The following is a 25,014-nucleotide window of genomic DNA, read 5'->3' as shown; positions in this document are numbered from 1 at the left end:
AAAGCAGCAACAGATAATGGCACCAAAGAGCGAGCTATGGTAACAATCGAACATGTCTGTGCAAAACACCATTCCCGCCTTCGGGCTCTACGGCGAACAAGGCCCCTTCCCGGATGTCATCCATTTTGAGGATTTCTCGGTTCGTGCACCGATCAATGATTGGCGGATCATGCCGCACCGCCACAGCCAGATGTCACAGTTATTCATGGTCGAACACGGCTGGATCGACGCGACTGTCGACGGCGAGAAACACCAAGTATCCAAGTCAGAGTTTCTATATATTCCAGAGCACTGTGTGCACGAATTCACCTTCAAACCCGGATCTGAAGGCAAGATTTTCTCCTACCCAATCAACATTGTGCGCACGATCTCACCGGCGACGGATCAAATCCTGACCGCCCTGTCCAAACCTTTTGTCGGGCGCGTCGAACACCCCTTGGAACGGGTGACCCAACTGCTGCGCGAGACTGTCGGCGGCACCAGCCTGTTTCGCGCGCAGCAAGTTGTCGGATTGGCACATTCCGTGCTCGCCAATCTGGCCGAAACGCGGCTTGCAGAACGCGCGTCCGAACAGAGAACCAAACATGCCCGCCTCTTTGCGCTGGATGATCTGATCTCGAAACACATGTCTGATGGCTGGACCGCATCGGATTTCGCAAACGCGCTGTCAATCAGCACCGGACATCTAAGCCGCCTGTGCCGCAACGCCACGGGGATGGGCGCCACCGCCTATATCGAACAACACCAGATGCAAGAGGCCTGCCGCTTGCTAGCCTTTACGCAATTGCCCGTGTCAGAAATCGGCTACCGGCTTGGGTTCATCGACCCGTCCTATTTTTCCAAACGATTCCGCGCGGCACGAGGCCAGACCCCCTCAGAGTACCGCGCGCTGTTCACGAACTAAGTACCCGGTCCGCCAACGCTTTGATCCGCGCGGGCTCAGGATGCGAATCCGAGACCGCGGCGCATTTGGCCCAGCACGCCCGAAAGAACAGGCCTGCTGTCGCCTGCGCGAAATCATGCGCCTCACGTTCCGCATCGTCAGTTCCGCGCATCCGGTCGCGCCATGTGACCCACGCCGCAAGGTCGGCCAGTACTAGGTCCGACGTGCCACCAAGTTCGCGGATCAAATCGGCAAACTGGTCGGCACCCGGCCCCTTTAGACCACGCGTGGCGATGCCACGTTCATGAATGCCATTGGCCCCTTCGTAGATAGAGGTGATGCGCGCATCGCGCCACACCTGCCCTAGCTGGTATTCGTTCAGATACCCGTAACCCCCAAGGATCTGTATTCCCAGATCCGCCGCCTTGATCCCTGCTTCCGAGCTGAACACCTTGCAGAGCGGGGTCAAGAACGCCACGAGATCGGCGCGCTCGCCACGCTCCATCTCAACAAAAGCGACATGGCAGATCGCCCGCGCGCCCATCGCCAAAGACGCTTGCTCGGCCAGCATCCGCTGCACATCGGCATGATCGGCCAACCGCGCCGGGCTGCCATCTTTGCGTCGCCCCTGCACGCGGTCTTGTGCATAGGCCGTGGCGATCTGAGACGCGCGCGCCGCGTGCGCGACACCCTGCAACGCCACATCAAGACGCGCGTGGTTCATCACCGTGAACATGGCCCGTAACCCATCGCCCTCGGCCCCGATCAATTCGGCACGGGCATGGCAGAACGCCAACTGACAGGTCGGTGAAGCATGCAGTCCCAGCTTTTCCTCGATCCGCGTGACGGTCACACCGTCAACTGCGGAACACAGGAACAATGACAAACCCTTCAGCCCGTCCTCCACCGATCCACTGCGGGCAAGAACCAGATGCAGAATGCCCGAAGACATGTTCTGGTCGCCCCCCGAGATAAAAATCTTTTCTCCATCAAGCCACCAATCCGCCCCATCGCGCGTCGCCTTGCACCGGATGCCCGACAAGTCCGACCCGGCACCGGCCTCGGTCAGACACATGGTCGAGAGCACCTCACCCGCCGCCAGAGGGGGAATCCATGTCTCTTGTTGTTCCGGCGTTCCGAAATGCAGCAAGGTCTCAACAGCACCGGGCACCAGCCCGCAAACCATCTGCATGGCATGATTGGCTCCGGTAAAGACCTCCGACACACCCGCAGCAACCAACGCCGGTTGTTCCATTCCACCGAAATGTTCGGGTGCCCGTAGCCCCTGCCATCCGCCTTCCGCCAGTTGCGCATACGCTTCGACAAACCCGTCTGGCATCAGGACACGCCCATCGACAAGTCGCGCGCCCTGCGCGTCGCCAATCGCGTTTAACGGCGCAAGCACGCCCTCTGCGAATTGTGCGAAATGTCCAAGGATGTCAGCAGCAAGCGCATCATCCCAGCCCTCGACACGGTGCGCATCTGCCACGTGCCGCAGGCAAAACAGGATATCATCCGTGGGCGCAACGAAGTCGGTCATACATCAAGCGCCTTTGTCCGTCACGCCCAGCAGACGCATCGCGTTTTCCTTGAGGATCAGCGGGCGCACTTCGTCTTTGAAGGGGGCATCCGCAAAGTCCTTGAGCCAGCGATCGGGCGTGATGGCTGGCCAATCGGATCCGAACAGCATCTTCTTCTTCAGGATCGAATTGGCGTATTTGATAAAGATCTCAGGAAAGTATTTCGGCGACCAGCCCGACATGTCGAAATAGACATTTGGCTTATGCTGTGCGACCGCCAGACCTTCCTCAGTCCAGGGAAAACTCGGATGCGCAAGAATGATCGGCATGTCCGGGAAATCCACTGCCACGTCATCCAGATGCATCGGGTTCGAATACTTGAGCCGCATGCCCATGCCACCACGCATGCCAGACCCGACCCCTGTCTGTCCGGTGTGGAACAAGGTGATCACCCCCTCTTCAGCACAGGCTTCGAGCACCGTGTAACAGGCTTCCCGGTCATTCGGGAAAAACCCCTGCATCGTCGGATGGAACTTGAAACCACGCACGCCGAAATCGCGGACAAGCCGCCGTACTTCTCGCGCACCTGCCTTGCCCTTATGCGGATCGATCGACGCGAACGGGATCAGGATATCGTCATTCTGAGCGCACAGCTGCGCAACCTCTTCGTTGGAATAGCGTCGAAACCCGGTTTCGCGTTCGGCATCGACGGGAAAGATGACTGCCGCGATATTGCGTTCGCGGTAGTAGTCTGCGGTGTCCTGAACCGTCGGCAGCATGCCTTCGGCACCAGCGGGATTCTTGAAATATGCCGCCATGCCGGACTGGAATTCATTATAGCCGTCATCCCGTCCATGATTACAGGGCTCTTCTGCATGCGTATGGAAATCAATGGCTTGCACCTTTGAAAAATCGACCATGTCTGCCCTCCCACGGCAAGAAATCAGCGCCTTCAAAAATCGCTATACAGCAAAACCGTTTACATATACAACAAAACTAATTGAAGGATCGGGAGGATCACATGCACGATGGCTCAACACGTTCGGGTGACGTCACACGCGTTGAAATCGAAGGTGATATCGCCACGCTGATTTTCGACCGTCCCGAAAAGCGCAACGCCATGAACGACGCGTTGGTCGACGATCTGGACCAGTTCTTCTCGCATCCGCCCGAAGGTGTGAGCGCCGTGATTCTGCGCGGCGAAGGTGGGCATTTTTGCTCTGGTCTGGACCTTGCGGAACACGAACACCGCGCCCCGGTCGAAGGCGTTTACCATTCTCGCAACTGGCACCGCGTGTCCGAATTGATCGAATTCGGCGGCCTGCCCGTGATCTCTGTCCTCACCGGTGCAGTAATCGGCGGCGGACTGGAAATCGCAGCTTCGACCCATGTGAGGATCGCCGAACCAACTGCCCGCTTTCAACTTCCCGAAGGGCGTCGCGGTATCTTTGTGGGTGGCGGCGCAACTGTACGCGTGGGCCGCATCATCGGGCCGGACCGCATGCGCGAGATGATGCTGACCGGGCGCAATTACGGTGCGGAAGACGCGCTGTCCTTGGGTCTTGCGCATTATTCCGTTGGCGAAGGCGAAGGTCTTGCCCTTGCGCTCAAGCTGGCCCGCAAGATCGCGGACAATGCGCCCTTCTCCAACTATCTGATGATCAATGCTTTGGCGCGGATCGGCGACATGTCACGCTCGGACGGGTTGTTCACCGAAAGCCTTGCCGCGGCGATGTGCCAGACATCTGAGGGAGCGAAAGAAGGCCTGCGGGCCTTTCTCGAGAAGCGCGAACCCGTTTTCAGAAAGTAACACGAAGGAGCTTGGTCAATCTTTGAACCGTGGCATGAGGGACTAGGGAAATGCACGTTTCTTACCACCACCTGACCAGTGGAGACATTCCGTTCCGCAGCGGAAAACATCTAATGCTGCGGAGTGTTCTTGAAGAAACACTGAAATAAGCAACAAATCTGGGAGGATTTACCATGAAAAGAAGAAGCTTCGTAAAAAGCACGCTGCTGGGCGCAGTCGCTGCACTCGCCGTGTCAAGCGCGGCCTATGCACAGGAAGTCACCCTGCGCTTGCACCAGTTCCTGCCGCCACCCGCGCCGGTGCCCGCGCAGATCCTCAAGCCGTGGGGCGCACAGGTCGAAGAAGCCTCTGGTGGGCGCATCAAGATCGAACATTTCGACGCCATGTCGCTGGGCGGCCGCCCGCCCGAGCTGATGGATCAGGCGCGCGATGGCGTGGTCGATCTGTCCATGACCGTCGTGGGCTATACCCCCGGGCGCTTCCCGCGTACCGAGGTGTTCGAACTGCCCTTCATGATGACGAATCCAGTCGCAACGGCCAAAGCCTATTGGGAAATGGTCGAGTCCGATTTCCAGAGCAACGAATACAAGGACGTGAAGGTTCTGGGGGCATGGGTGCACGGTCCCGGCCTGATCCACTCTGCCGATGGCGTGACCAGCCTTGAAGATATGAAAGGCCTCACCCTGCGCGGCCCGACCCGGATCATCAACGATCTGATGGCCGAACTGGGTGCCGAGCCTGTGGGCATGCCGCTGCCCGCGATCCCCGAAGCGCTGTCCAAGGGCGTTGTGAAGGCAACCGTGATCCCGTGGGAAGTGACCACCGCGATCCGCCTGTCGGAACTGGTCAGCAACCACACCGAGTTCTCGGGTGATGAGTCGCTTTACACCGCCGCGATCGTTCTGGTGATGAACAAGGCCAAGTATGAAGCCCTACCCGACGATCTTCGCGCAATCCTTGACGCGGAATCCGGTGCCAAGCTGTCGGCCTTCGCCACTCAGGTGATGTGGGACATGGACGCCCCGGCACGCGAGATTGCGGCAAACGCAGGCAATTCCATCGTTCAGTTGGACGAAGCCGAGGTCGCCCGTTGGAAAGAAGCATCGCAGCCGGTGATCGAGCGCTGGATTGCCGATATGGACGCCAAAGGCATCGACGGCGCGGCGCTGATCGAACAGGCCAAATCCCTGATCGCCAAGCACGGCGGCTGATCGGTCCGAGCAGTAAACGCGGTGGGCTGATTGCAATGGCCCACCGCACCTTGGGGAGGGTGGCATGTACCGGCGACTTCAGATCATTGTCGAACTCATTGCACGTGTGCTGGCTCTTGCGGGTGGCGCGGTGCTGTTGTGCATCATCGTCCTGACCTGTGTGTCGATCATCGGCCGCGCGCTGGTGCCCTTCGATATTGGCGTAGGCCCGATCCGCGGCATCTATGACATGACCGAAATCGGCATGGCCGCAGCGATCTTTGCCTTTCTTCCCTGGGCCCAATTCAACGAAGCCCATGCGCGGGTGGATTTGTTTCAACCTGTCATGCCCAAGTCGATGGACCGGTTTCTGGACCTCGCATTCAACCTTGCCATGCTGGTGGTCGCCGCTGTCGGTACATGGCGGCTGTATCTTGGCATGCAGGACAAACTGTCTTTCGGCGAAACCACTCTGATCGCGCAAATCCCTGTCTGGCAGGGCTATGCCGCCAGCCTCTTGGGCGCGGTCGGCTTCATCATGGTCGCCGCATTCTGCGTGCTGCGCTCTGGGCGGCGCATGGCCGGACTTCCGGACTAGGAACCACATGACATGACCAATATCGAACTGGCTCTCTGGTCCTTCCCGATCCTTCTCGCGCTGGTCTTTCTGCGCGCCCCCATCGCGCTGGCGATGATCGGTGTCGGCGTCGGCGGAACCTACCTGGTGATCGGGTCATCCATGATGACCCTGAACCAATTGAAAACGCTGACCTATGGCACGTTTTCAAACTACTCCTTCTCGATCATTCCGCTGTTCCTGCTGATGGGTCAATTCGCGACCCTGTCCGGCATGTCGGCCGCCCTGTTCCGCGCAGCCGAAAGCTTCCTTGGTCACCGCAAGGGCGGGGTGGCCATGTCCGCCGTTGGAGCCTGCGCCGGGTTCGGCGCGATCTGTGGATCGTCATTGGCGACGGCAGCCACGATGGGACAGGTGGCGCTGCCGGAACTGCGCCGCTACGGCTATCCGGGATCATTGGCAACCGGAGCGCTGGCCGCAGGCGGCACTCTGGGCATCCTGATCCCACCGTCGGTGATCCTTGTGATTTACGCGATCCTTGCCGAGCAGAATATCGAAAAGCTGTTTGTCGCCGCCCTGATCCCCGGCATCCTTGCCGCGATCGGCTACATGATCGCCATATCCGTCTGGGTCCACTGGTCGCCCAACAGCGCCGCCGTCAAAGACCGGGTGCCGTGGGGACAGCGAATGAAGGCGCTGGGGCAAGTCTGGCCCGTAATCTTGATCTTCGTCTCCGTCGTCGGCGGAATCTACGCAGGCATTTTCACGCCAACTGAGGCCGCCGCCGTGGGCGCCGCAGGCACAGGGCTGGTCGCGTTGGCATCGGGTCAAATGAGCTGGGGCAAGCTCAATCAAGCGATCCTGTCGACTGCCGCGTCGTCGGCTATGATCTTCCTGATTATCCTTGGCGCGGGCATCTACAACAACTTCCTGTCGCTTACCCAATTGCCGCAAACCGCCTCTGTCTGGGTCGGAGATCAGGGCTTCTCGCCGTGGTTTGTGCTGACCATCGTGCTGCTGATGTATCTCGTCTTCGGCTGTGTCATGGACAGCCTGTCCATGGTCCTGCTGACCGTGCCGATCATCTTCCCGATCATGTCCGTCCTCGATTTCGGAATGAGCGCGAATGACTTTGGCCTTTGGTTTGGCATCCTTGTCCTGATCGTCGTCGAGGTCGGGTTGATCACGCCACCGGTAGGGATGAACCTGTTCATCATCAACTCGATGGCCAAGGAAACGCCCATTGGCCAGACCTACAAGGGCGCACTGCCCTTCGTGCTGACCGATATGGTGCGCGTGGTGATCCTTGCAGCCTTCCCTCCGATCACGCTCTGGCTGGTTTGGGTCATCGACGCGCTGTGACCTATTCCTTGCGCCGAACCCAACGGTGCAAGGTATGATTGCCAACGCTGGACAGCGCCACATCCCTGCGGCACATCTAAAGCCCCGGATCACCTGCAAGTGAGCACAGCATGTCAGACCGTCCCAACGTTCTTTGGATCATGGCCGACCAGTTGCGCTTTGATTACCTGAGCTGCTACGGCCACCCGCACCTGCACACACCGCATATCGACGCCCTCGCCCAGCGCGGGGTGCGCTTTACCAATGCCTATGTGCAATCACCCGTCTGCGGCCCGTCGCGCATGTCGGCCTATACCGGGCGGTATGTGCGCAGCCACGGATCGACTTGGAACGGCATGCCTCTGCGGATCGGCGAACCGACACTTGGCGATCATCTGCGCGACGTCGGGTCGCGTGCGGTGCTGGTGGGCAAGACGCACATGATCGCTGACGCGGAAGGCATGGCATGGCTGGGCATCGACCCCAAAAGCGAAATCGGCGTGCGCCGCGCGGAATGCGGCTTTGACATATTTGAACGCGACGACGGGTTGCACCCTGACAGCGCCCGCCAGAACTGGTCAGCCTATGACGACTACCTTGTCGCGCATGGCTATTCCTCGGACAACCCGTGGGAGGATTTCGCCAACTCCGGTGTTGATCCCGATGGCGAACTGCTCTCTGCTTGGTTGCTCAAGAACTCGCGCCTGCCCGCCAACGTGCCCGAAGAACACTCTGAGACCGCCTATATGACGAACCGCGCGATGGACTTCATGCAAGCCGCGCAAAATGACGACCAACCGTGGGTCTGCCACCTCAGCTATATCAAACCACACTGGCCCTATATCGTGCCCGCGCCGTACCATGACATGTACGATAGTGGGCACATACTTGCTCCGATCCGCGCTGACGCGGAACGCACCACGGACCATCCGCTCATGCAGGCCTACCTGAACGCCCGCGTCTGTCGCAGCTTTTCGCGTGACCACGTGCGCGAGCAGGTGGTCCCCGCCTATATGGGTCTGATCAAGCAGCTCGACGACAATCTGGGACGCCTGTTCAAATGGATGGAGGACACTGGCCTATCTCGGAACACCATCATCGCGTTCACCTCGGATCACGGCGATTACATGGGCGACCACTGGATGGGCGACAAGGATTTCTACCACGACGTCGCGGTCAAAGTTCCCCTGATCCTCTACGATCCCCGCCCCGACGCTGACGCAACGCGCGGGCTGGTCTCTGATGCGCTGGTCGAGATGATCGACCTCGCGCCAACCTTCCTCTCTGTGGTTGGCGGGACACCGAAACCGCATATCCTCGAAGGCCGTGACCTGACACCGATCTTACACGGCACAGGCGGGTTTTCCCGCCGTTACGCGATCAGCGAACATGACTATCACTGGTCCGAAATGGCGCAGGCCCTTGGCGTGCCGCAGGAACACGCGCACACCAAGATGATCTTTGATGGCCGATGGAAATACATCCGCTGCGAAACGTTCCGGCCCATTCTGTTCGACCTGCAATCCGATCCGCAGGAACTCTCAGACCTTGGCGCTTCAGACCTGCCCGAACATCAGGAGGTTCGCGCCCGGATGGAGGCAGCTCTGCTCGACTGGGCGACACGGCATCACAGCCGCGTCACCGCAACGCCGAAGATTCTAGAAGGCCAGAAGATTGCAGCCGAGGTTGGCATCCTCATCGGTTTCTGGGACGAAGAGGAATACGAGGCCACCACCGGCAAGCCGTTTGACAGCCTGAAACCCGTTGGCCGCTCCAACCGCAGCACCTGATCCTTAGCGCGGCGCCATGCGGATTGCCCCGTCCAGACGGATCACTTCGCCATTCATCATCGGGTTCTGCGTGATATGGGACACAAGCGCTGCATATTCCGCCGGATCGCCCAAACGCGACGGGAACGGCACCTGCGCGCCCAGTGACATCTGAACGTCCTCGGGCAATTCGTGCAGCAACGGCGTCAGGAACAACCCCGGTGCCACGGTGCATACCCGCACGCCCTTGTCCGCCAGATCGCGCGCCATCGGCAGGGTCATCGCCACGATCCCGCCTTTGGAAGCCGCGTAGGCCAATTGGCCAACCTGCCCATCGAACGCTGCAACAGACGCGGTGTTGACGATCACCCCGCGCGCGCCATCCGCATCCACTGGATCAGCGGCCACCATCCGTGCCGCCACCTGACTTGCACAGTTGAAGCTGCCAATCAGATTGACGCGAATGGTGCGGTCAAAGAGTTCGGGATCATGCGGAGCACCCCACGACACGGTCTTTGCCGCACCGCCGATACCCGCGCAGTTGATCAGGATACGCGGCACGCCATGCGCGGCGCTAGCCACCTCCAGACCAGCCGCAACCGAGGCCGGATCGCCCACATCGACTTGGGCAAAAGCGCCTCCGATGGCAGTTGCATGCGCTTCGGCCAGTTCGGCGTTGCGGTCGAACAGTGTGACCTTGAGACCATCTTCGGCCAGACGCTGCGCTGTCGCCGCACCAAGCCCCGACGCCCCACCGGTGACGATGGCGCCATATCCAGCCCAATTCTGCATGATCAATCCTCGTGTGACCGTATCTTACCCAGCAACGTCAGAAGCGTTGCCTTTTCTTCGGTGCTCAGGTTCGACAACAACCGATCCTCATGCGCACGCACAACGGCACGCGCCTCGACATAGGACGTCTTGCCTTTGGCTGTCGGCACCAATGCCTGCACCCGGCGATCTCCGGGCACATTGGTCCGCTTGATCAAGCCGCGCCCTTCCAATTCGTCGACGATGGCCACCAGACCCGACCGTTCGATCCCAAGCATCCGCGCCAATCCGCTTTGCGTCACGTTCGGGTATTGCACTACCAGAGACAGGGCCGAAAACACGCGCGGCGCGAATCCGTCTTCGCCCAGCGCTCGCCGGAAATCCGCCTGCACGATCACATAAGCGCGCTTCAGGTTGTAGCCGATGAATTCTTCCAGATCCGGCGCTTCGATATGCGCCTCATCCTCGGTCCGCCTGTCAGTCTTGCGCAGCGATGCCATACGTCATCTCCTGTTGTTCAAAGGAAAAATATATCATATCGTTAAGTTAGTAAACAATTTCCGTCGGAGAGGATCTTGATGAAACTGCCGCAGCCCAAACTAGACCATGTCTGCACGCTGCAGGTCACGTTAGATCCGATCCGCGAGATGGGCACAGGCCGCGCCGGGGCAAGGCGCATCATCCCGATTGTCGGCGGCACCGTAAGTGGGCCGCGCCTTAGCGGGCGCATCCTGAACGTTGGCGCAGACTGGCAAACGCTGTTTGCCGACGGTCTGGCAGAACTCGACACACGCTACGCCATGGAAACCGACGACGGTGCCACAATTGAGATCATCAATTACGGCTACCGCCACGGCCCGAAAGAGGTGCTCGACGCCGTCGCACGCGGCGAAGCTGTGGACCCCGGTTCCTATTACATGCGCACCCATGCACGGTTGGAGACCGGCGACGCACGCTATGATTGGGTCAATCGCACCTTGTTTCTGGGCGTCGGCGCCCGCAATCAAAGCAGCGTTCAAGTCGAGCTTTACGCAATCACCTGATCCGCTTTACGCGCCGCGATGTCCTGTGCAATCGCCTCTTTATAAAGTGTGCGGATGCGATGCGTCAGCGGGCGCTCACCCGAGCCAATCGTCTTGCCGTCAATCGACGCCACGGGCGTCTGCGCCCCAAACGTGCCGGTCAGAAACGCCTCGTCCGCTGAATACGCCTCGTAGAGCGAGTAGTTCTTCTCGAACACGGGAATCCCGTTTTCCCAGCAAAGATCGATCACCTTGGCGCGCGTGACCCCGTTCATGCAATAATCCCCGGTCGAGGTCCAAACCTCTCCCCTGCGGATGATGAAGAAATTGCAGGCATTGGTGGTGTTCACAAACCCATGCGGGTCTAGCATCAACGCCTCATCCGCCCCCGCCGCTTCGGCCTGAAGGCAGGCGATCACGCAGTTCAGCTTGGAATGGCTGTTGAACTTGGCGTCCTGACTGTGCGGCAATCCCCGCACCTGCGGGACCGAGGCCAGCCGGATGCCTTGCGCTTGCAGTGCTTCTGCGGGTTTCGAATGCTCCATGATGATGACCAGCGTCGGTCCGGACCGCGACAGGCTCGGATGCTGAAACGGCTTCACCTTGGTCCCGCGCGTCAGCATCAACCGGCAATGCACATCGCTGGTCATGCCATTTGCCTCGGCGGTCAGGCGCAGCGCCTCCGCAATCCCGGCGCGATCCATACCCACATCAAGGCCCACCGCGTAGCAGCTGTCGAAGAACCGATCCATGTGTTCGTCAAAGAATGCCCAAACGCCATCATAAAGGCGCATCCCTTCCCACATACCATCGCCCAGCAGGAAGCCGGAATCGTAGACTGACACCTTGGCCTCGTCCCGCGGGTAAAGCGTCCCGTTGATGTAGATAAGAATATCGCGGTTGCGCGCGTCCTCTTCCGCATCATGGGTCGTCGTATGATCCGTCATCGCGCCCGCTCCATCAGGCTCAATAGCTGGTCTTCGGTCAACGCCACCGGGTTCGCCTTCATCGACGATGAGCTCACCGCGTCCTTGGCCGCCTTGGCCCGCGCCGCATCCGTGATCCCTTGCGCATCCAGTCCGGGCAAACCCGCGTCCCGCGACCAGTCGTGCAAGGTTTCAAACGCCGCATCCGGCGCTCCGCCAAAGGCCCGCGCAATCCAGCCCTGCACCTCGGCAATCCGTGCCTGCAACTCGTGATCATCCCCCGCCTCGGCATTCGCGCTTAATCCATGCGGCAACAATGCGCCGCAAATCGCCCCATGCGCCGCGTTGGACAAGCCACCCAGCGGCCCGGCCAAACCATGTACAACCCCCAAGCCAGAGTTGGCCAAAGCCAGCCCACCGCAAAGGCTCACCCATGCCAGCGCGTCCCGCGCGCCTGTGTCTTCGGCCCTCATGATCTGCTGTATTGCCATCAACCCTTTGGGGATCGCATCGCGGCAGATGGCATCGGTCAGCGGATTGGCCTTGGACGACAAATACGGCTCGATCACCTGCGTGACCGCGTCCAGCCCCGAGGCTAAAGTGACACCACGCGGGCAATTGTCCGTCAGTGCCGGATCGACAATGGCCAGTTTTGGCAACATGCGCGGGTCGCGCAAGCTCACCTTGCGCTGCGCCTCGGGCACCGCGATCACCGCATTCTTGGTCACCTCGGCCCCGGTTCCCGCAGTCGTCGGCAAAGCGGCAAAGGGCAAGGGCGCTGTGTCCAGCGGTAGACCTTTGCCCACCACTTCCAGATGGTCGAGCATCGGCCGCGTTGCACGTGTCAGCGCCGCAATCGCCTTGCCCGCATCGACTACGGCACCCCCCCCAATCGCGATGACCGCCTGAACCTGTGCATCTCGTGCCAAGGCCAACCCTGCCTCGACCAGCGAAACATCCGGCTCTTTGCCGACAGAAAAGACCGTGACAGCCACCCCTTCAGCCTCAAGTGCGTCCTTCAACCAGTCCGCCCGCACCGGGGTCGCGCCTGTGACAAGCAACACCCGAGCACCCAACGCCGCCAACGCAGGCACTGCCTGCACCGCCTCACCGCGTCCGAACCGGATCATGTCTGCTTTGGCAAAGGCAAAGGCGGTCATGGGCACTCCTGTGGTCAAGTCTCGCCCAGAGATGTGCCTGTCTTTGCCCCCCGTGTCGAGAGTCGCCGCCTAAACGGTTTGTGCCATACCTTCGCTCCGCAACCGCCCCGATGCCAACGCCGCCAAGGCCACCATCACCGATGCCGTGCCCAACACCAACGGCAACCCGCCGACCTGATAGCTGAGGCCGGACAGGACCGTGCCCAACAGCCGCCCACCGGCATTGGCCATGTAGTAAAAGCCCACGTCCATCGTCACCCGTTCGTTTTGGGTGAATGCCAAAATCAGATAAGAATGCAGCGCCGAATTGACGGCGAACAGCGCGCCGAACACCAGCAACCCAATGACCAATGTCACGGTCAGCCATGTTTGTGGCTCAGGCGACAGCACCGCCGCTGCGGTCAATGCCACCGGCACCGACAACAGCAGGAACGCCCACTTCCGCGCATCCGCGATTAATGCGGCCTCGCTTCGGTCCGCTGCACGCAGGAGCTTCGGCGTATTCGCCTGCACGATCCCGTAAAGAATGATCCATACCGCCATGAACGTCCCGATCAAGAAGAACGTCGCGCGATTGCCCTCCTCGGTTCCGTCCGACAGCACCGCATAGAAGTAGATCGGGATGCCCACCACGAACCACACATCCCGCGCCCCGAACAGGAACACCCGCGCCGCCGACAGCCAGTTCACGTTGGCGGATTTCGAAAACACCTCCGAGAACTTCGCACCCTTGCGCCCTTTGGGCAGGCCCGACGGCATGAAAACGATGATCGCCATCAAGATCACCGCCAGCACAGCCGCCATCGCATAGATCGCCGCGACAAATCCTAACGTCGCCAAAAGCGCGGCACCCAGCAGGAACCCAACCCCCTTCACCGCGTTCTTCGATCCGGTCAGGATGGCCACCCAGCGGAACAGACCTCCGCCTTCGGTGGGCGCCAGCAACTTGACCGCCGATTTGGACGACATCTTGGCCAAGTCCTTGGCCACACCCGATGCACCCTGCACACACATGACAAACGCGACAGAGGCGGTGATGGCCCATGTCGGGTCCAATTGCGCCAGCGCCAGCAAAGCCACCACCTGCAACCCTAGCCCGGCATACAGCGTCGAGGTCAGGCCAAACCGTGCCGCGATCCATCCTGCGGACAGGTTCGTAACCATCCCGGCGATTTCATAGAGCACAAACAGATACGCCAACTGAATTGGCGAAAACCCAAGCGTGTGAAAGTGCAAGAGCACCAACATTCGCAAGGCTCCATCGGTCAGCATGAACGCCCAATACGCCGCCGTAACGGCAATATAGGCAGAAAGACCCTCGGGTTTGCTCACAACCGACCGCCCACCATCAGCGCCACATCCACCAACCGATGCGCATAGCCCATCTCGTTGTCATACCACGCGTAGACCTTAACTTGCGTACCGTTCACCACCATCGTGGACAGCGCATCGACAATGCTCGACCGCGTGTCATTGGTATAATCGGTCGAAACGAGCGGGCGCTCTTCGTAGCCCAGAATGTCCTTCAATGGACCTTCCGCTGCCGCCTTGAACAGCGTGTTCACCTCTTCCACCGTGGTCGCGCGGTCCATCTCGAACACGCAATCGGTCAGTGATGCATTCAGCAGCGGCACGCGCACCGCGTGGCCGTTCAACCGCCCCTTGAGTTCGGGATAAATCAGCGTGATCGCTGTCGCACTTCCCGTGGTTGTGGGGATCAAGGAGTTCAAAGCTGACCGCGCACGGCGCAGGTCTTTGGCGGGTCGATCCACAATGGTTTGCGTATTCGTGACATCATGAATCGTCGTTATTGATCCGTGACTTATGCCAATACTCTCATGCAAAACTTTCACAACCGGCGCCAAGCAATTGGTCGTACAACTGGCCGCGGTGACAATATCATGCGTTTCAGCATCATAGATGTCGTCGTTCACACCGTAGACGATATTCGCTGTTGGCCCGTCCTTGACCGGGGCCGACACCACTACTTTCTTCGCTCCCATTTGAAAATAGGGCGCGATCTTCGCCTCTGTCTTGAAAACACCGGTGCAGTCGATCACCACATCCACACCGTCCATCGGCAGCTTGGACAGATCGGATGTGCCAATAAACGGCAACCGCACTCCGTCAACGGTAATGCTGTCCGCGTCATGCGCGAACTCGGCTTGCCAGCGGCCATGCACCGTGTCGAACTCGAACAGATGCGCGTGCATCTCTGGATCGCCCACTGCGTCATTGATCCACGCGATCTTTGCGCCCTTCTCCAACAAGGGTTTCAGGGCAAGCTTGCCAATGCGGCCAAGCCCGTTCAGCGCGTAGGTTGTCATGCGGAGGCATCCTCTTCCGTCATTTGTCCAATATCATCGACCGCTTTCTGCAATGAAATCCGGTCAAGCGTGTTCATGGGCAGAGCTGTGAAAACGCCAATCCGATTGCGCAGCGCACCGTAGGCCACTTGAAAGGCAAGACTGCGTTCGGCGTCTGATCCGCTGGCCTTGACCGGATCGACCATGCCCCAATGCGCGCTGATCGGCTGACCCGACCACGCCGGGCAATCCTCGTTCGCGGCCTGATCACAGACCGTGAACACGAAATCGAACTTCGGCGCATCTTGGGCTATGAACTCCTGCACGTTCTTGGCGCGCAAGCCGGAGACGTCGTGCCCCTTTTGGCGCAGCACATCGACCGCCATCGGGTTCAATTCGGAATAGGGTTTGGTGCCTGCAGAATAGACATCGAACCGATCTCCGGCCATGTCCCGCAGGATTGTTTCAGCAAAGATCGACCGCGCCGAATTGCCGGTGCAGATAAAGAGAACACTGAACTTTTTGAAAGACATATCCATCATTCCTTGTCCAAAGCCCGCTGCCAGCGGGCTGCACATATCCGGTCTGCCCCGACAACAATCGAGCAGCAGGAAATCCAGCATTCCCTGCACATTTGTTACATTCACACTGTAACGAAGCGATGTCCCAACCCGCGTCTGGCTCAGCAATCCGGCGTCCAGCAGGTTCGACAGATACGCCGAGAGCGTGGACGCCTTGATGTCCAAGGCGTCTGCGATTTCACCAGCCGGCACCTTATCCGGCATCCGCCGCATGAGCATACGAAAGATGGCCAGTCGTTGCGGATGACCGAGTGTCGAGAGTTGCGAGGCGGTTTTTATTTCCATATTTCGTGAATAATAGAAATAATGCGCCAGTCAATGAGTCGTTTGACCATGTGCCTGCGCCATGCACTGCGACTTTCGGATTGCGACGCGCGGCAAAACCCGTAAACCCGCTTCTGACGTTCCGACCGGAGATCCGCCATGTCGCTGCCCATCGCCCAGATCGCCCCCGTGACCCAGCCGTTGGTGGGCCGTGTGACCCTGCCCGGTTCAAAATCCGTGACCAACCGCGCGCTTCTGGTCGCGGGTCTTGCCCGCGGCACCAGCCGCCTGACCGGCATCCTGCGCAGCGACGACACGCATTACATGATGACCGCCCTTCGCGCGATGGGTGTGGGGATCACCGAACTGGATGAGACCGCGGTTGAGGTCACAGGTTCGGGCACTTTGCACCCAGCATCCGAGCCACTATTCTTGGGCAATGCAGGCACCGCGACACGCTTTCTGACCGCTGCCGTTGCTTTGGTGCATGGCACGACCATCGTCACCGGCGACGAACATATGCAGAAACGCCCCATCGCGCCCCTGCTCGATACGCTCCGCGCAATGGGCGTGGATGCCACGTCCGAAACCGGCTGCCCGCCCGTCACCGTCAAAGGCAACGGCACATTCCAAAGCGGCGACATCGAGGTCAGCGGCAAGCTGTCCAGCCAGTATATTTCGGCCATCATGATGCTGGCCGCGATGGGCAACGGTGAGACCCGCATCACCATCGGTGGCGGCAAGATTGGCGCTGTGGGATACTTGCACATCACCGCCGCTGTCATGCGCGCCTTTGGGGCGACCGTCAGCTTTCCAACCGAAAACCAGATCGTTGTGGCACCGGGCGGCTACACCGCTGCCGACTACCACGTCGAACCTGACGCAAGTGCGGCGACGTATCTCTGGGCCGCTGAAAAGCTTACCGGGGGGAGCATAGATATCGGCACCGCCCCCGGCGACATGAACCAGCCCGACGCCAAAGCCTATGACATGATCGCCGCCTTCCCGCAGATGCCGGCCGAAATCAACGGATCGCAGATGCAGGACGCTGTCCCGACCCTCGCCGTGCTGGCCGCGTTCAATGAAACACCCGTGCGCTTTACTGGCATCGAAAACCTGCGCGTCAAGGAATGCGACCGGATCGACGCCGTACACAAAGGGCTGTTACAGGTGCGCGCGGATCTGGCCTCGGTCGAGGGCGATGACCTGATCGTGCATGCAGACCCGGCGCTGTCCAACCATGTCAGCGACGGCCTGATCGACAGCCATGCCGACCACCGCATCGCCATGTGCTTTGCGCTGGCCGCCATGAAAGTCAAAGGCGTGCGGATCGAAGACCCCTATTGCGTGTCCAAGACCTTCCCGAATTACTGGGATGTCCTGCGCGGGCTGGGCGTGTCGGTCGACATCACCCAGCCCTGACGCTGGTCACTCTGCCGCGATCGGCGGTGCGTCCTTGTCGCCGCGCAGCGACACCCATTCGCCACCGCCAGTATACCGCCAGCCAAGCCGCCCTTCGTCGTCCATCGCAAAAAGCTTGAGCCAGCCGTTGTCAAACAGCGCCGCCACACCTGCGTGCCGGTTGAGGATGTCGCTGATCGCTTCACGCGGAGCTTCGATCGCCACCGACAACCGCAGCGGGTCGTGCATGAAGTTTTCGCCATCATGCACCGACTGCCACGGCAAGCCACCGCGCAACACGCCACCGTTGCCTTCGACAACTCCGATGCCGCCAGTCACGTTGTGCAGCAGCTTGTTCCCCGCCCCAAACGCATCCGGTGCCACGGATGACCCGTAATATTGCAGGCTGATCCAGCTTGCGACAACCACGGGCGCGGTCAGGATCAATTCCAGAACCTGGAAGTTGGTGTCCTGCCGCCAGTCATAGCTGTGCAGGAACGACCGTCCATCAAGGCTCCGGCCCGTGGTCCGAGCACGCGGTGCTGCGATGAAAGCCGAACAGCCTGCAAGACCCCATTCAGGCCGGGTTTCCGACCAGTTTTTAGCCCGTTCCATAACCGCCGCCTGATCAGTGGCCCGGGGCAACCGCGCGGACCGCTCCGTCCGCGTCACTTTGGCCGCCATCGACAGCGCTTGCTTGAGTGACGCAATCGTTGCCACCTGCGTGTGTCCAGCAGGAAGATCGTCCTCGTAAAGCCGGACCTCATCGGTCACTGTGTCGTGCAGACCAGCAAGGAACACCGTCTCCGCAGGCACCTCAATCCCCTTTTCCACCAGCCCGGTCCGCACGTCTGCATCGTTCAGCAGAAGCGCCACCAGCCGCGCGTTCACGTCGCCCGCATGGCCGCCACAGGCACCACATTGCAGCGCACTCGCATGGGGGTTGTTCACCACACCCGCGCCATGGCCTGCCAGCAGCACCACCTTGGCAAAGCCAGATTTCATCGACATTGCCGACAGAATGGTCGCCGCCATGCCAATCCGGTCCTCAAGCGTGATGCTGTCAGACAAGGCAGGCGCCGGACCGACGCCAAGGCTCGGATGCTTCTGCGCGAGCGAATCCCGCACCAGTTTGCCAAGGTACAAAGGCCCCGTCGCCTCAACGAAGGCAAAGCTAGACACCGCCGCCAGCCGGAACCGGCCCCACGCCCGCGTCACCCGCTTTGCCACACGGGTCAGCATGTCGCTGTCCTGCGGATCGGTCGCGGCCGAGGTCGCACCGGGATTGATCAGAACCGGACCGCGTGTCTCAAGCACGTCCGATGCAAACCCGTGATGTGCCGCCGCGATGCCAAAGAAACCCGCAAAGCCAATGGTTTCGATCCCGTCACCGGACGCCTCCAGCGCCCGCCGGAACACTTCGGACCGCACGTCGATACAGAACGCGGCTTGCACGTTCGGCAGGTCGTCCTTGGCTGTAACCGGCTGCGCCAAGGTCTGGTCCAGCGCCCGCGCCGCGGCATGATCCGCCGCCGCCTGCAGAGCCGCGTCGATCAGATCGTCCTCGCTCGGAACAATGGGCTGCGCGTGCTCTTGAAGCACCCTTTCCCAAGCACTCCCGATCTTGTCCTTGTACCGCGCCAGAAGCGCCGCCTCGAAAACCAGTTTCGCAGTCAAAAGGTCAGTGATGTCATTGTTACCGTCGCCTTTCAGGTTCGCGCGGAATGCCTCACCCGAAGCAAGCTGCGCCCAGCCCCCCAGCCGTATCAACAGAGTGTGGAAGTAGCTCTCGCAGGCATCGGCCGTGATCCCCATATCCTCAGCACATTTCGTCAACGCCCCCCGTGCTGACATCGACATCGACGCCACGCGCGACGCAAACCCGGTGAGGCCAAAAATCTCGGGCGTCAGATCACGCTGCGCAAAAGACCGCCACGACAGCCACGCCCTTTCCTTGGGCGCAGGCCAAAGCGCCTGTCCGGTGTCATAATGCCCGCCCGCCCAGTGACCGATCCGTTCAGCCACGAAGTCGGGCCAGTTGATGTCTGACACCTCTTCAGCCAAATCAGCAAGCGTCGGCAGGGTTTCGGGCGCCACAACTGTTTTGTCCATCGCTGCAATCAGGTCGTCGACCGTCGCTGCCAACTCCGGGACTTCGGCCAGACCGGCCTCTAGGTCGGCCACACTCAGCTCGTTTGCCACGAATTTCGCTTTGAAATGCGCCCGCTCCGGCACCGTCCGCACCCCGGCCACCCGCGCCAGTCGCGCGGCGGCAACCTGCAAAGGCTCGCCCGCCTGCCCAACGTAAGGGTTCACAGCAACCGTCGCCTCAAGCGACCAAAGCGGCGGGATGTGGGCGGCGGCATTCTTGGCGCCTGCCATAATCTCAAGCGCCGGACCCGAGAAACGTTCAACCATTGTCAGCATGTCTTGATCTCCTGTCCTGTCCATTACCGTGACCGTGCGGCCCAGCCGCCTGTCAGCCGGTCAAACACCGCGTTGAGGTAAAATCCGTTCGATAGATGCACCCGAAGGCCTTGGGCGGCCGGATGGCTGGCCCAGTTGGGGAAGGTCGCCTGCGCAAGCGCCACTGTGCCAAAGCTCAGGATGGTCAGAACCATCAGCGCCCATTGCAGCGGGCCGGGGGCCGGGGTTGCGGGCAGCGCGCCGGTGGTCAGCCAGATCGCGATGGATTGCAGCGCGAAATAGCTCAGCGTCGTTGCCACCGAATAGGCCGCCATACGCCGGGTCAGAACCTCGGGCGCATGATCTGCGAGGCCTTGCGCCAGCAGATAGGCCACGCCCATCACCAGCACCGCACCCAGCGCGATGGCCTGTGCCGACTTGCCGTCGATACCCAGAAGCAGGCCCAGCGTGCCGTAGATTGCCAGCGCAATCGCAAACGCCTTGAGCACCGCTTTGCCATTCGGGATCGCGACCGGACCGGGCCGCCGGATCGATGCCACCTGCGCCACAGCACCGCCAGAGGCAAGGAAGGCATGCGCCTTGTAAAGCGAGTGCGCCACGATGTGCAGCAGCGCCAGCGGGAACAGTGCCAGACCACATTGCAGGATCATGAAACCCATCTGCGCAACAGTGGACCACGCCAGCGAGGTCTTGACCGACGGCTGTGTCAGCATGACCAACCCGCCGAACAGAGCCGAGAACCCACCAAGGATCACCAGCACCGACAGCACACCGGGCGCGAGCAGCATCACATCGGCAAACCGGATCAGCAGGAAGCCACCCGCGTTCACCACACCCGCGTGCAGCAGGGCCGACACCGGCGTCGGCGCTTCCATCACTTCGGTCAACCAGCCATGGGTCGGAACCTGTGCCGACTTGAACAGCGCCGAAATCGCCAGAAGCCCAGCTGCAAGGATCGCCGCCCCGCCGCCTTCGCCCGCGCGCGCCGCCTCGATGATCGTCGCGATATCCGCAGTGCCATACGCCGCCGCCAGCGCAAATGCGCCAAGGATCAAACCACCGTCAGACGCCATGGAACACAACGCTTTCTTGCGTGCCGCCCGCTGTGCTGCCGCCCGTTCGGGATAGGTCAGCAACAGCCGGTTCACACAAAGGCCCACCGCACCCCAGCCGATAATCAACTGGATCAGGTTGCCCGCCGTCACCAGCAGAAGAACAGACGCCAGACCAAGGCTCAGCCAGCCCAGAAACCGCGTCTGGTTCGCCTCACCATCGGTGTAGGTCACCGCAAACCGCATCACGACCCAGCCGATAAAGCTCACCAGCATCAGCATGGTCACGCTCACCGCGTCGATCCGGGCGGCAAAGCCCATCTCGGCCGCACCGATCAGCGGGCTGGTGGCCGAACCATTGGCGATCAGCAGAGCCAACGTGCCCAGTGATACGACCATCGCAGCCAGTCCGGCATATTCGCCCAGACGCAGCAGGGCCGACCCACGCGGCATTTCGCTGCGCATGTAGACAAACCCGATAATCGCGAAAAAGACGGGGGCCAAAAGCGGCAAAGCGGTGATCATGATACGGTCTCCTGTAAGGGCGTGATCTTGCAGGGGGACCTAGCCCGCGCCTTTGGTGAATAAAAATACATTGTTCATCAATTATCGTTCACTTAAACAGAACGAATGTCAGGCTTGAATTATCATCACCTTCGCTATTTCTGGGCCGTGGCCCATGACGGCAACCTCACCCGGACAGCCGAACGGCTGAACCTGTCTCAATCGGCTTTGTCGTCGCAAATCAAACAGTTGGAAGCACGCATCGGCCAAACGCTGTTCGAGCGCCGAGGCCGCGCTTTGCACCTGACCGAAGCAGGCCGCATCGCGCTTGATCACGCAGACACGATTTTTACCGCTGGCGAAGAACTGCTCGACACGTTGCGCGAAACTGCGCGCCCTGCGCGCGCCTTGCGGGTCGGTGCGCTGTCCACCCTGTCGCGCAACTTTCAGATCACCTTTCTGGAACCCGTCCTTGGGCGACCCGATGTCGAAGTCATCCTGCGTTCGGGCAGCGCATCCGAGCTTTACGCTGCTTTGGACGCTTTGAATCTCGACGTGGTGCTGACCAACACGCCCCCCGCCCGAGACGCGATCAGCCCCTACCTGACCCAAAAACTCGCCGACCAGACCGTGGGCCTGTTCGGCACACCTGACCGGGTGCGCGGCAACCGACCCTTTGAAGACCTCGTCGCGGATCACCCCCTGATCCTGCCGACACGCGACACCCAGATCCGCAACGCCTTTGACACGTTGCTGTCGCGCGTTCAGGCCAAGCCCACCATCGCGGCCGAGGTTGATGACATGGCCATGATCCGCCTTCTTGCCCTGCGCGGCACAGGCTTGGCCGTGGTGCCGCCCATCGTCGTGCAGGACGAACTCGCACGTGGCGATTTGGTGCAGGCGGCTATGCTGGACCTGCACGAATTGTTCTACGCGGTCACGCTGGACCGCCGCTACCCCAACCCACTGCTGACCGAATTGCTGGAAGCGGCAGCGCGCTAGGCGATAATCTCGAACTTGGTCACATCGACCATCCCCCGGTCGGTGATCTTGAGCGCCGGAATGACCGGCAGCGCGAGAAATGCCAGTTGCAGGAACGGCTCGTTCAACGTGACGCCAAGGCTTTTCGCCGCCGCGCGCAGGTCGACCAGCCGGTCATGCACCTCTTCAAACGGCTCAAGGCTCATCAACCCGGCAACGGGCAAGGCCAATTCGGCCAACACCTCACCCCCTGCCGCCACGACGAACCCACCTTCGATCTTGGACAGCCGGTTCGCGGCCAGTGCCATGTCGGCGTAATCCACCCCCACACAAGCGATGTTGTGGTGATCGTGGCAGACGGTCGACGCAATCGCGCCGCGCTGCAACCCGAACCCACGCACGAACCCGGTAGCGATATTGCCGTTCTTGCCGTGCCGTTCGACCACCGCGATGCGAATGAGGTCGCGCGTCGGGTCGGGGTGTTTGTCACCGTCCTCGACCGCAATGGTCTCGTGCAGATGTTCGGTGATGATCTTGCCTTCGACGATGCCGATCACGTCGGTCTCTGCGCGGTTGGCTTTGGTGCGGAAATCCTCGGCCTTCAGATGCGGCGCGTGGACCGAACCGGTGCCGACCGGGTCTATTCTTGACCGTTTGGTAAAATTCTCTGCCGTGGCCTCTACCCCGGCACAAAACACCGTCTGCACATCGCAGGCGTCAAGCGACCGAACCGCCACGATATCCGCCCGCTTGCCCGGCGCGATCAGGCCGCGATCCTTGAGCCCGAACGCCTCGGCCCCCGACAGCGACGCCGCGCGATAGGCGGCCAGCGGTGGCGTGCCCAAGGCGATCAGCGTGCGGATCATGTAATCAAGATGCCCTTCTTCGGCGATGTCGAGCGGGTTCCGGTCATCGGTACACAGGCACATGTAGGGCGCGGTGCGTTCGGTCAGCAGCGGTTGCAGCGCGTGTAGGTCTTTTGACACTGACCCCTCACGGATCAGCACGCGCATGCCCTTTTGCAGCTTTTCGCGAGCCTCCTCCGCTGTTGTCGCCTCATGTTCCGTGGAAATCCCAGCGGCGATATAGGCGTTCAGGTCCATGCCGCGAAGTTGCGGGCAATGGCCGTCGATATGGCCTCCCTCGAACAGATGCAGCTTTTCCATCACCTGAGGATCGCGGTGGATCACCCCGGGATAGTTCATGAATTCCGCCAGACCTATCCCCGACGGATGCCCCATGAGAGGCGCAAGATCGGCTGCGAGCAACTCGGCCCCGGCGGTTTCCATATGCGTGGAGGGCACGCAGGACGACAGTTGTACGCGGATGTCCATCAGCGTGTGGCGGCTCGCCTCTTGGAAATAACGGATACCCGCCGCGCCGATGACATTGGCGATCTCGTGCGGGTCGCAAATGGCGGTGGTGATCCCATGCGGGGCGACACAGCGGTCGAATTCATAGGGCGTGACCAAAGAACTTTCTATGTGCAGGTGGGTGTCGATAAAACCCGGCACAAGGATCAGGCCTGCCATGTCCCGGACCTCGGCCCCGTCATACTGCCCACAGGTGCCTGCGATCATGCCGTCACAGATGGCGATATCGCCATCGAGCAGATCACCGGTCACCAAATCGAGCATCTTGGCGTCGCGCAGAACCAGATCGGCGGGCGCCTCGCCGCGTCCAACGGCGATGCGGCGGTCCAAAGGACTGAAATCGGGCATGGGGTGTGGCGCTCCTGTGTTTTGTCCAAGTCTACCCGATGCGCGCTCCGGCCACCAAGCCTCGTGTGGTCCTGACAGGCGACTCAGTGCCAAGTTTTTCGGCGGTCTGTTGGGGCGTGACGAAAAATCAGGCACCCGAAATTCGGCATACAGCGGCATACCGGATCAATATGTCACACCCTGAGCGCGAGTGTGCGCCCTGCTACAGCGTGTCACGGTTACCGCAAACAGCCCGAAATCCGCCAATTCGAACTTGCCTTGTTTTAGAGGGCTTTACGTAGCGTCGGGTAAATTTGTTTACGTATTTTCCTTTCGTGGTGAAAAATATTTACACGTAACTTACTGTTTTTTATTTGCTTATTTATTTGTTTTCACCATCGCGTATGATCAAGCCAAGCCGCGATAACACATCTGTGATCGCAGTCTGAAGCGCTCGAAGGGGATCGGGCGGCGCGAGGGGAGACCAAGACCATGAATGATCAAACCACCACCAACGATGGAACGGCCGTGTATCCGCCATCATCCGAAACGGTGTCGCGGGCGCATATTGATGCGTCTCGATACGAGGAGATGTATGCGCGGTCGGTGTCTGATCCTGAGGGGTTTTGGGCGGAGGCGGCGCAGCGTCTGGACTGGATGAAGGCACCGACCGAGGTCAAGGACGTGGATTTCACGCTGGGTCAGGTCAAGATCAACTGGTTCGCCGATGGCACGCTGAACGTGGCGGCCAACTGTGTCGACCGGCATCTGGCGACCCGCGGTGATCAGACCGCGATCATCTTCGAACCCGATGATCCCAACGAGCCTG

22 protein-coding genes are annotated in these 25,014 nt (G+C 60.5%); 10 read left to right on the top strand and 12 right to left on the bottom strand.

Features of this window, described 5'->3' with window-relative positions:
• Positions 1-52: 52 nt before the first annotated feature.
• Complete coding sequence (locus tag MCRY_RS05605; protein WP_085628512.1) at positions 53-904, top strand: AraC family transcriptional regulator; 852 nt, start codon at positions 53-55, stop codon at positions 902-904.
• Here MCRY_RS05605 and MCRY_RS05600 read toward each other — a convergent pair.
• Together MCRY_RS05600 and MCRY_RS05595 are read right to left on the bottom strand one after the other, a co-directional pair.
• Positions 894-2,423 carry an acyl-CoA dehydrogenase family protein gene (locus tag MCRY_RS05600; protein ID WP_085628511.1) on the bottom strand — a complete coding sequence of 510 codons (1,530 nt, stop codon included), beginning with the start codon at positions 2,421-2,423 and terminating at the stop codon, positions 894-896. The two genes, MCRY_RS05605 and MCRY_RS05600, sit on opposite strands and share 11 nt — an antisense overlap.
• A gap of 3 nt (positions 2,424-2,426) precedes the next feature.
• A complete protein-coding gene (locus tag MCRY_RS05595) occupies positions 2,427-3,323 on the bottom strand; it encodes an amidohydrolase family protein (protein ID WP_085628510.1) in 897 nt (298 codons plus the stop codon).
• A gap of 101 nt (positions 3,324-3,424) precedes the next feature.
• Here MCRY_RS05595 and MCRY_RS05590 point away from each other — a divergent pair, with 101 nt between their 5' ends.
• The 5 genes from MCRY_RS05590 (at position 3,425) to MCRY_RS05570 (ending at position 9,111) form a co-directional block, all read left to right on the top strand.
• Entirely contained in the window at positions 3,425-4,213 is a 789-nt protein-coding gene (locus MCRY_RS05590; RefSeq protein WP_085628509.1) for a crotonase/enoyl-CoA hydratase family protein, read from the top strand.
• Positions 4,214-4,386: 173 nt separating this feature from the next.
• A complete protein-coding gene (locus MCRY_RS05585) occupies positions 4,387-5,424 on the top strand; it encodes a TRAP transporter substrate-binding protein (protein WP_085628508.1) in 1,038 nt (345 codons plus the stop codon).
• Positions 5,425-5,488: 64 nt separating this feature from the next.
• Complete coding sequence (locus MCRY_RS05580; protein WP_238939780.1) at positions 5,489-6,001, top strand: TRAP transporter small permease; 513 nt, start codon at positions 5,489-5,491, stop codon at positions 5,999-6,001.
• Positions 6,002-6,013: 12 nt separating this feature from the next.
• Complete coding sequence (locus MCRY_RS05575) at positions 6,014-7,342, top strand: TRAP transporter large permease (RefSeq protein ID WP_085628507.1); 1,329 nt, start codon at positions 6,014-6,016, stop codon at positions 7,340-7,342.
• A 110-nt stretch (positions 7,343-7,452) separates the two neighbouring features.
• On the top strand, positions 7,453-9,111 hold the full coding sequence (locus MCRY_RS05570) for a sulfatase-like hydrolase/transferase (RefSeq protein ID WP_085628506.1): 1,659 nt from the start codon (positions 7,453-7,455) through the stop codon (positions 9,109-9,111).
• A 3-nt stretch (positions 9,112-9,114) separates the two neighbouring features.
• On the opposite strand, the gene MCRY_RS05565 is transcribed toward MCRY_RS05570, so the two are convergent.
• Both MCRY_RS05565 and MCRY_RS05560 read right to left on the bottom strand, forming a co-directional pair.
• Entirely contained in the window at positions 9,115-9,882 is a 768-nt protein-coding gene (locus tag MCRY_RS05565) for an SDR family NAD(P)-dependent oxidoreductase (RefSeq protein WP_085628505.1), read from the bottom strand.
• Between the two features lie 2 nt (positions 9,883-9,884).
• A complete protein-coding gene (locus MCRY_RS05560) occupies positions 9,885-10,361 on the bottom strand; it encodes a MarR family winged helix-turn-helix transcriptional regulator (RefSeq protein ID WP_085628504.1) in 477 nt (158 codons plus the stop codon).
• A gap of 78 nt (positions 10,362-10,439) precedes the next feature.
• Here MCRY_RS05560 and MCRY_RS05555 point away from each other — a divergent pair, with 78 nt between their 5' ends.
• Positions 10,440-10,904 carry a DUF3237 domain-containing protein gene (locus MCRY_RS05555; RefSeq protein ID WP_085628503.1) on the top strand — a complete coding sequence of 155 codons (465 nt, stop codon included), beginning with the start codon at positions 10,440-10,442 and terminating at the stop codon, positions 10,902-10,904.
• Here MCRY_RS05555 and MCRY_RS05550 read toward each other — a convergent pair.
• The 5 genes from MCRY_RS05550 to MCRY_RS05530 all read right to left on the bottom strand — a co-directional run bounded on the left by MCRY_RS05550 (position 10,889) and on the right by MCRY_RS05530 (position 16,141).
• A complete protein-coding gene (locus MCRY_RS05550) occupies positions 10,889-11,830 on the bottom strand; it encodes an aminotransferase class IV (protein ID WP_085628502.1) in 942 nt (313 codons plus the stop codon). The genes MCRY_RS05555 and MCRY_RS05550 overlap by 16 nt on opposite strands.
• A complete protein-coding gene (locus tag MCRY_RS05545; protein WP_085628501.1) occupies positions 11,827-12,969 on the bottom strand; it encodes an iron-containing alcohol dehydrogenase in 1,143 nt (380 codons plus the stop codon). Before MCRY_RS05545 ends, MCRY_RS05550 begins: the two co-directional genes overlap by 4 nt.
• 69 nt (positions 12,970-13,038) lie before the next feature.
• The gene (gene arsJ / locus MCRY_RS05540; RefSeq protein ID WP_085628500.1) at positions 13,039-14,301 is read right to left on the bottom strand and encodes an organoarsenical effux MFS transporter ArsJ; all 1,263 of its coding nucleotides are present in this window, start codon (positions 14,299-14,301) and stop codon (positions 13,039-13,041) included.
• Entirely contained in the window at positions 14,298-15,296 is a 999-nt protein-coding gene (locus MCRY_RS05535) for an ArsJ-associated glyceraldehyde-3-phosphate dehydrogenase (protein ID WP_085628499.1), read from the bottom strand. Before MCRY_RS05535 ends, arsJ begins: the two co-directional genes overlap by 4 nt.
• Positions 15,293-16,141, bottom strand: coding sequence for an arsenate reductase/protein-tyrosine-phosphatase family protein (locus MCRY_RS05530; RefSeq protein WP_085628498.1), 849 nt, complete (start codon positions 16,139-16,141; stop codon positions 15,293-15,295). The genes MCRY_RS05535 and MCRY_RS05530 overlap by 4 nt, the downstream gene beginning before the upstream one ends.
• 138 nt (positions 16,142-16,279) lie before the next feature.
• Here MCRY_RS05530 and aroA point away from each other — a divergent pair, with 138 nt between their 5' ends.
• A complete protein-coding gene (gene aroA, locus MCRY_RS05525; protein ID WP_085628497.1) occupies positions 16,280-17,542 on the top strand; it encodes a 3-phosphoshikimate 1-carboxyvinyltransferase in 1,263 nt (420 codons plus the stop codon).
• 6 nt (positions 17,543-17,548) lie between these two features.
• On the opposite strand, the gene MCRY_RS05520 is transcribed toward aroA, so the two are convergent.
• Complete coding sequence (locus tag MCRY_RS05520) at positions 17,549-19,948, bottom strand: YbcC family protein (protein WP_085628496.1); 2,400 nt, start codon at positions 19,946-19,948, stop codon at positions 17,549-17,551.
• A 23-nt stretch (positions 19,949-19,971) separates the two neighbouring features.
• Positions 19,972-21,525 carry a proton-conducting transporter transmembrane domain-containing protein gene (locus tag MCRY_RS05515; protein ID WP_171046080.1) on the bottom strand — a complete coding sequence of 518 codons (1,554 nt, stop codon included), beginning with the start codon at positions 21,523-21,525 and terminating at the stop codon, positions 19,972-19,974.
• A 105-nt stretch (positions 21,526-21,630) separates the two neighbouring features.
• Here MCRY_RS05515 and MCRY_RS05510 point away from each other — a divergent pair, with 105 nt between their 5' ends.
• Positions 21,631-22,506: a LysR family transcriptional regulator gene (locus MCRY_RS05510; protein WP_085628494.1), complete on the top strand. Its 876-nt coding sequence runs from the start codon at positions 21,631-21,633 to the stop codon at positions 22,504-22,506.
• Here the strand turns inward: MCRY_RS05510 and ade are convergent.
• Positions 22,503-24,206, bottom strand: a complete 1,704-nt coding sequence (gene ade / locus MCRY_RS05505) for an adenine deaminase (RefSeq protein WP_085628493.1) — start codon at positions 24,204-24,206, stop codon at positions 22,503-22,505. The genes MCRY_RS05510 and ade overlap by 4 nt on opposite strands.
• A 471-nt stretch (positions 24,207-24,677) precedes the next feature.
• Here ade and MCRY_RS05500 point away from each other — a divergent pair.
• On the top strand, positions 24,678-25,014 hold a 337-nt coding region (locus MCRY_RS05500; protein ID WP_280523420.1), incomplete at its 3' end, for an acetyl-coenzyme A synthetase N-terminal domain-containing protein.

The organism is Marivita cryptomonadis (assembly GCF_002115725.1).
GTDB lineage: Bacteria > Pseudomonadota > Alphaproteobacteria > Rhodobacterales > Rhodobacteraceae > Marivita > Marivita cryptomonadis.
This window is presented reverse-complemented; position numbering and strand designations above follow the sequence as displayed.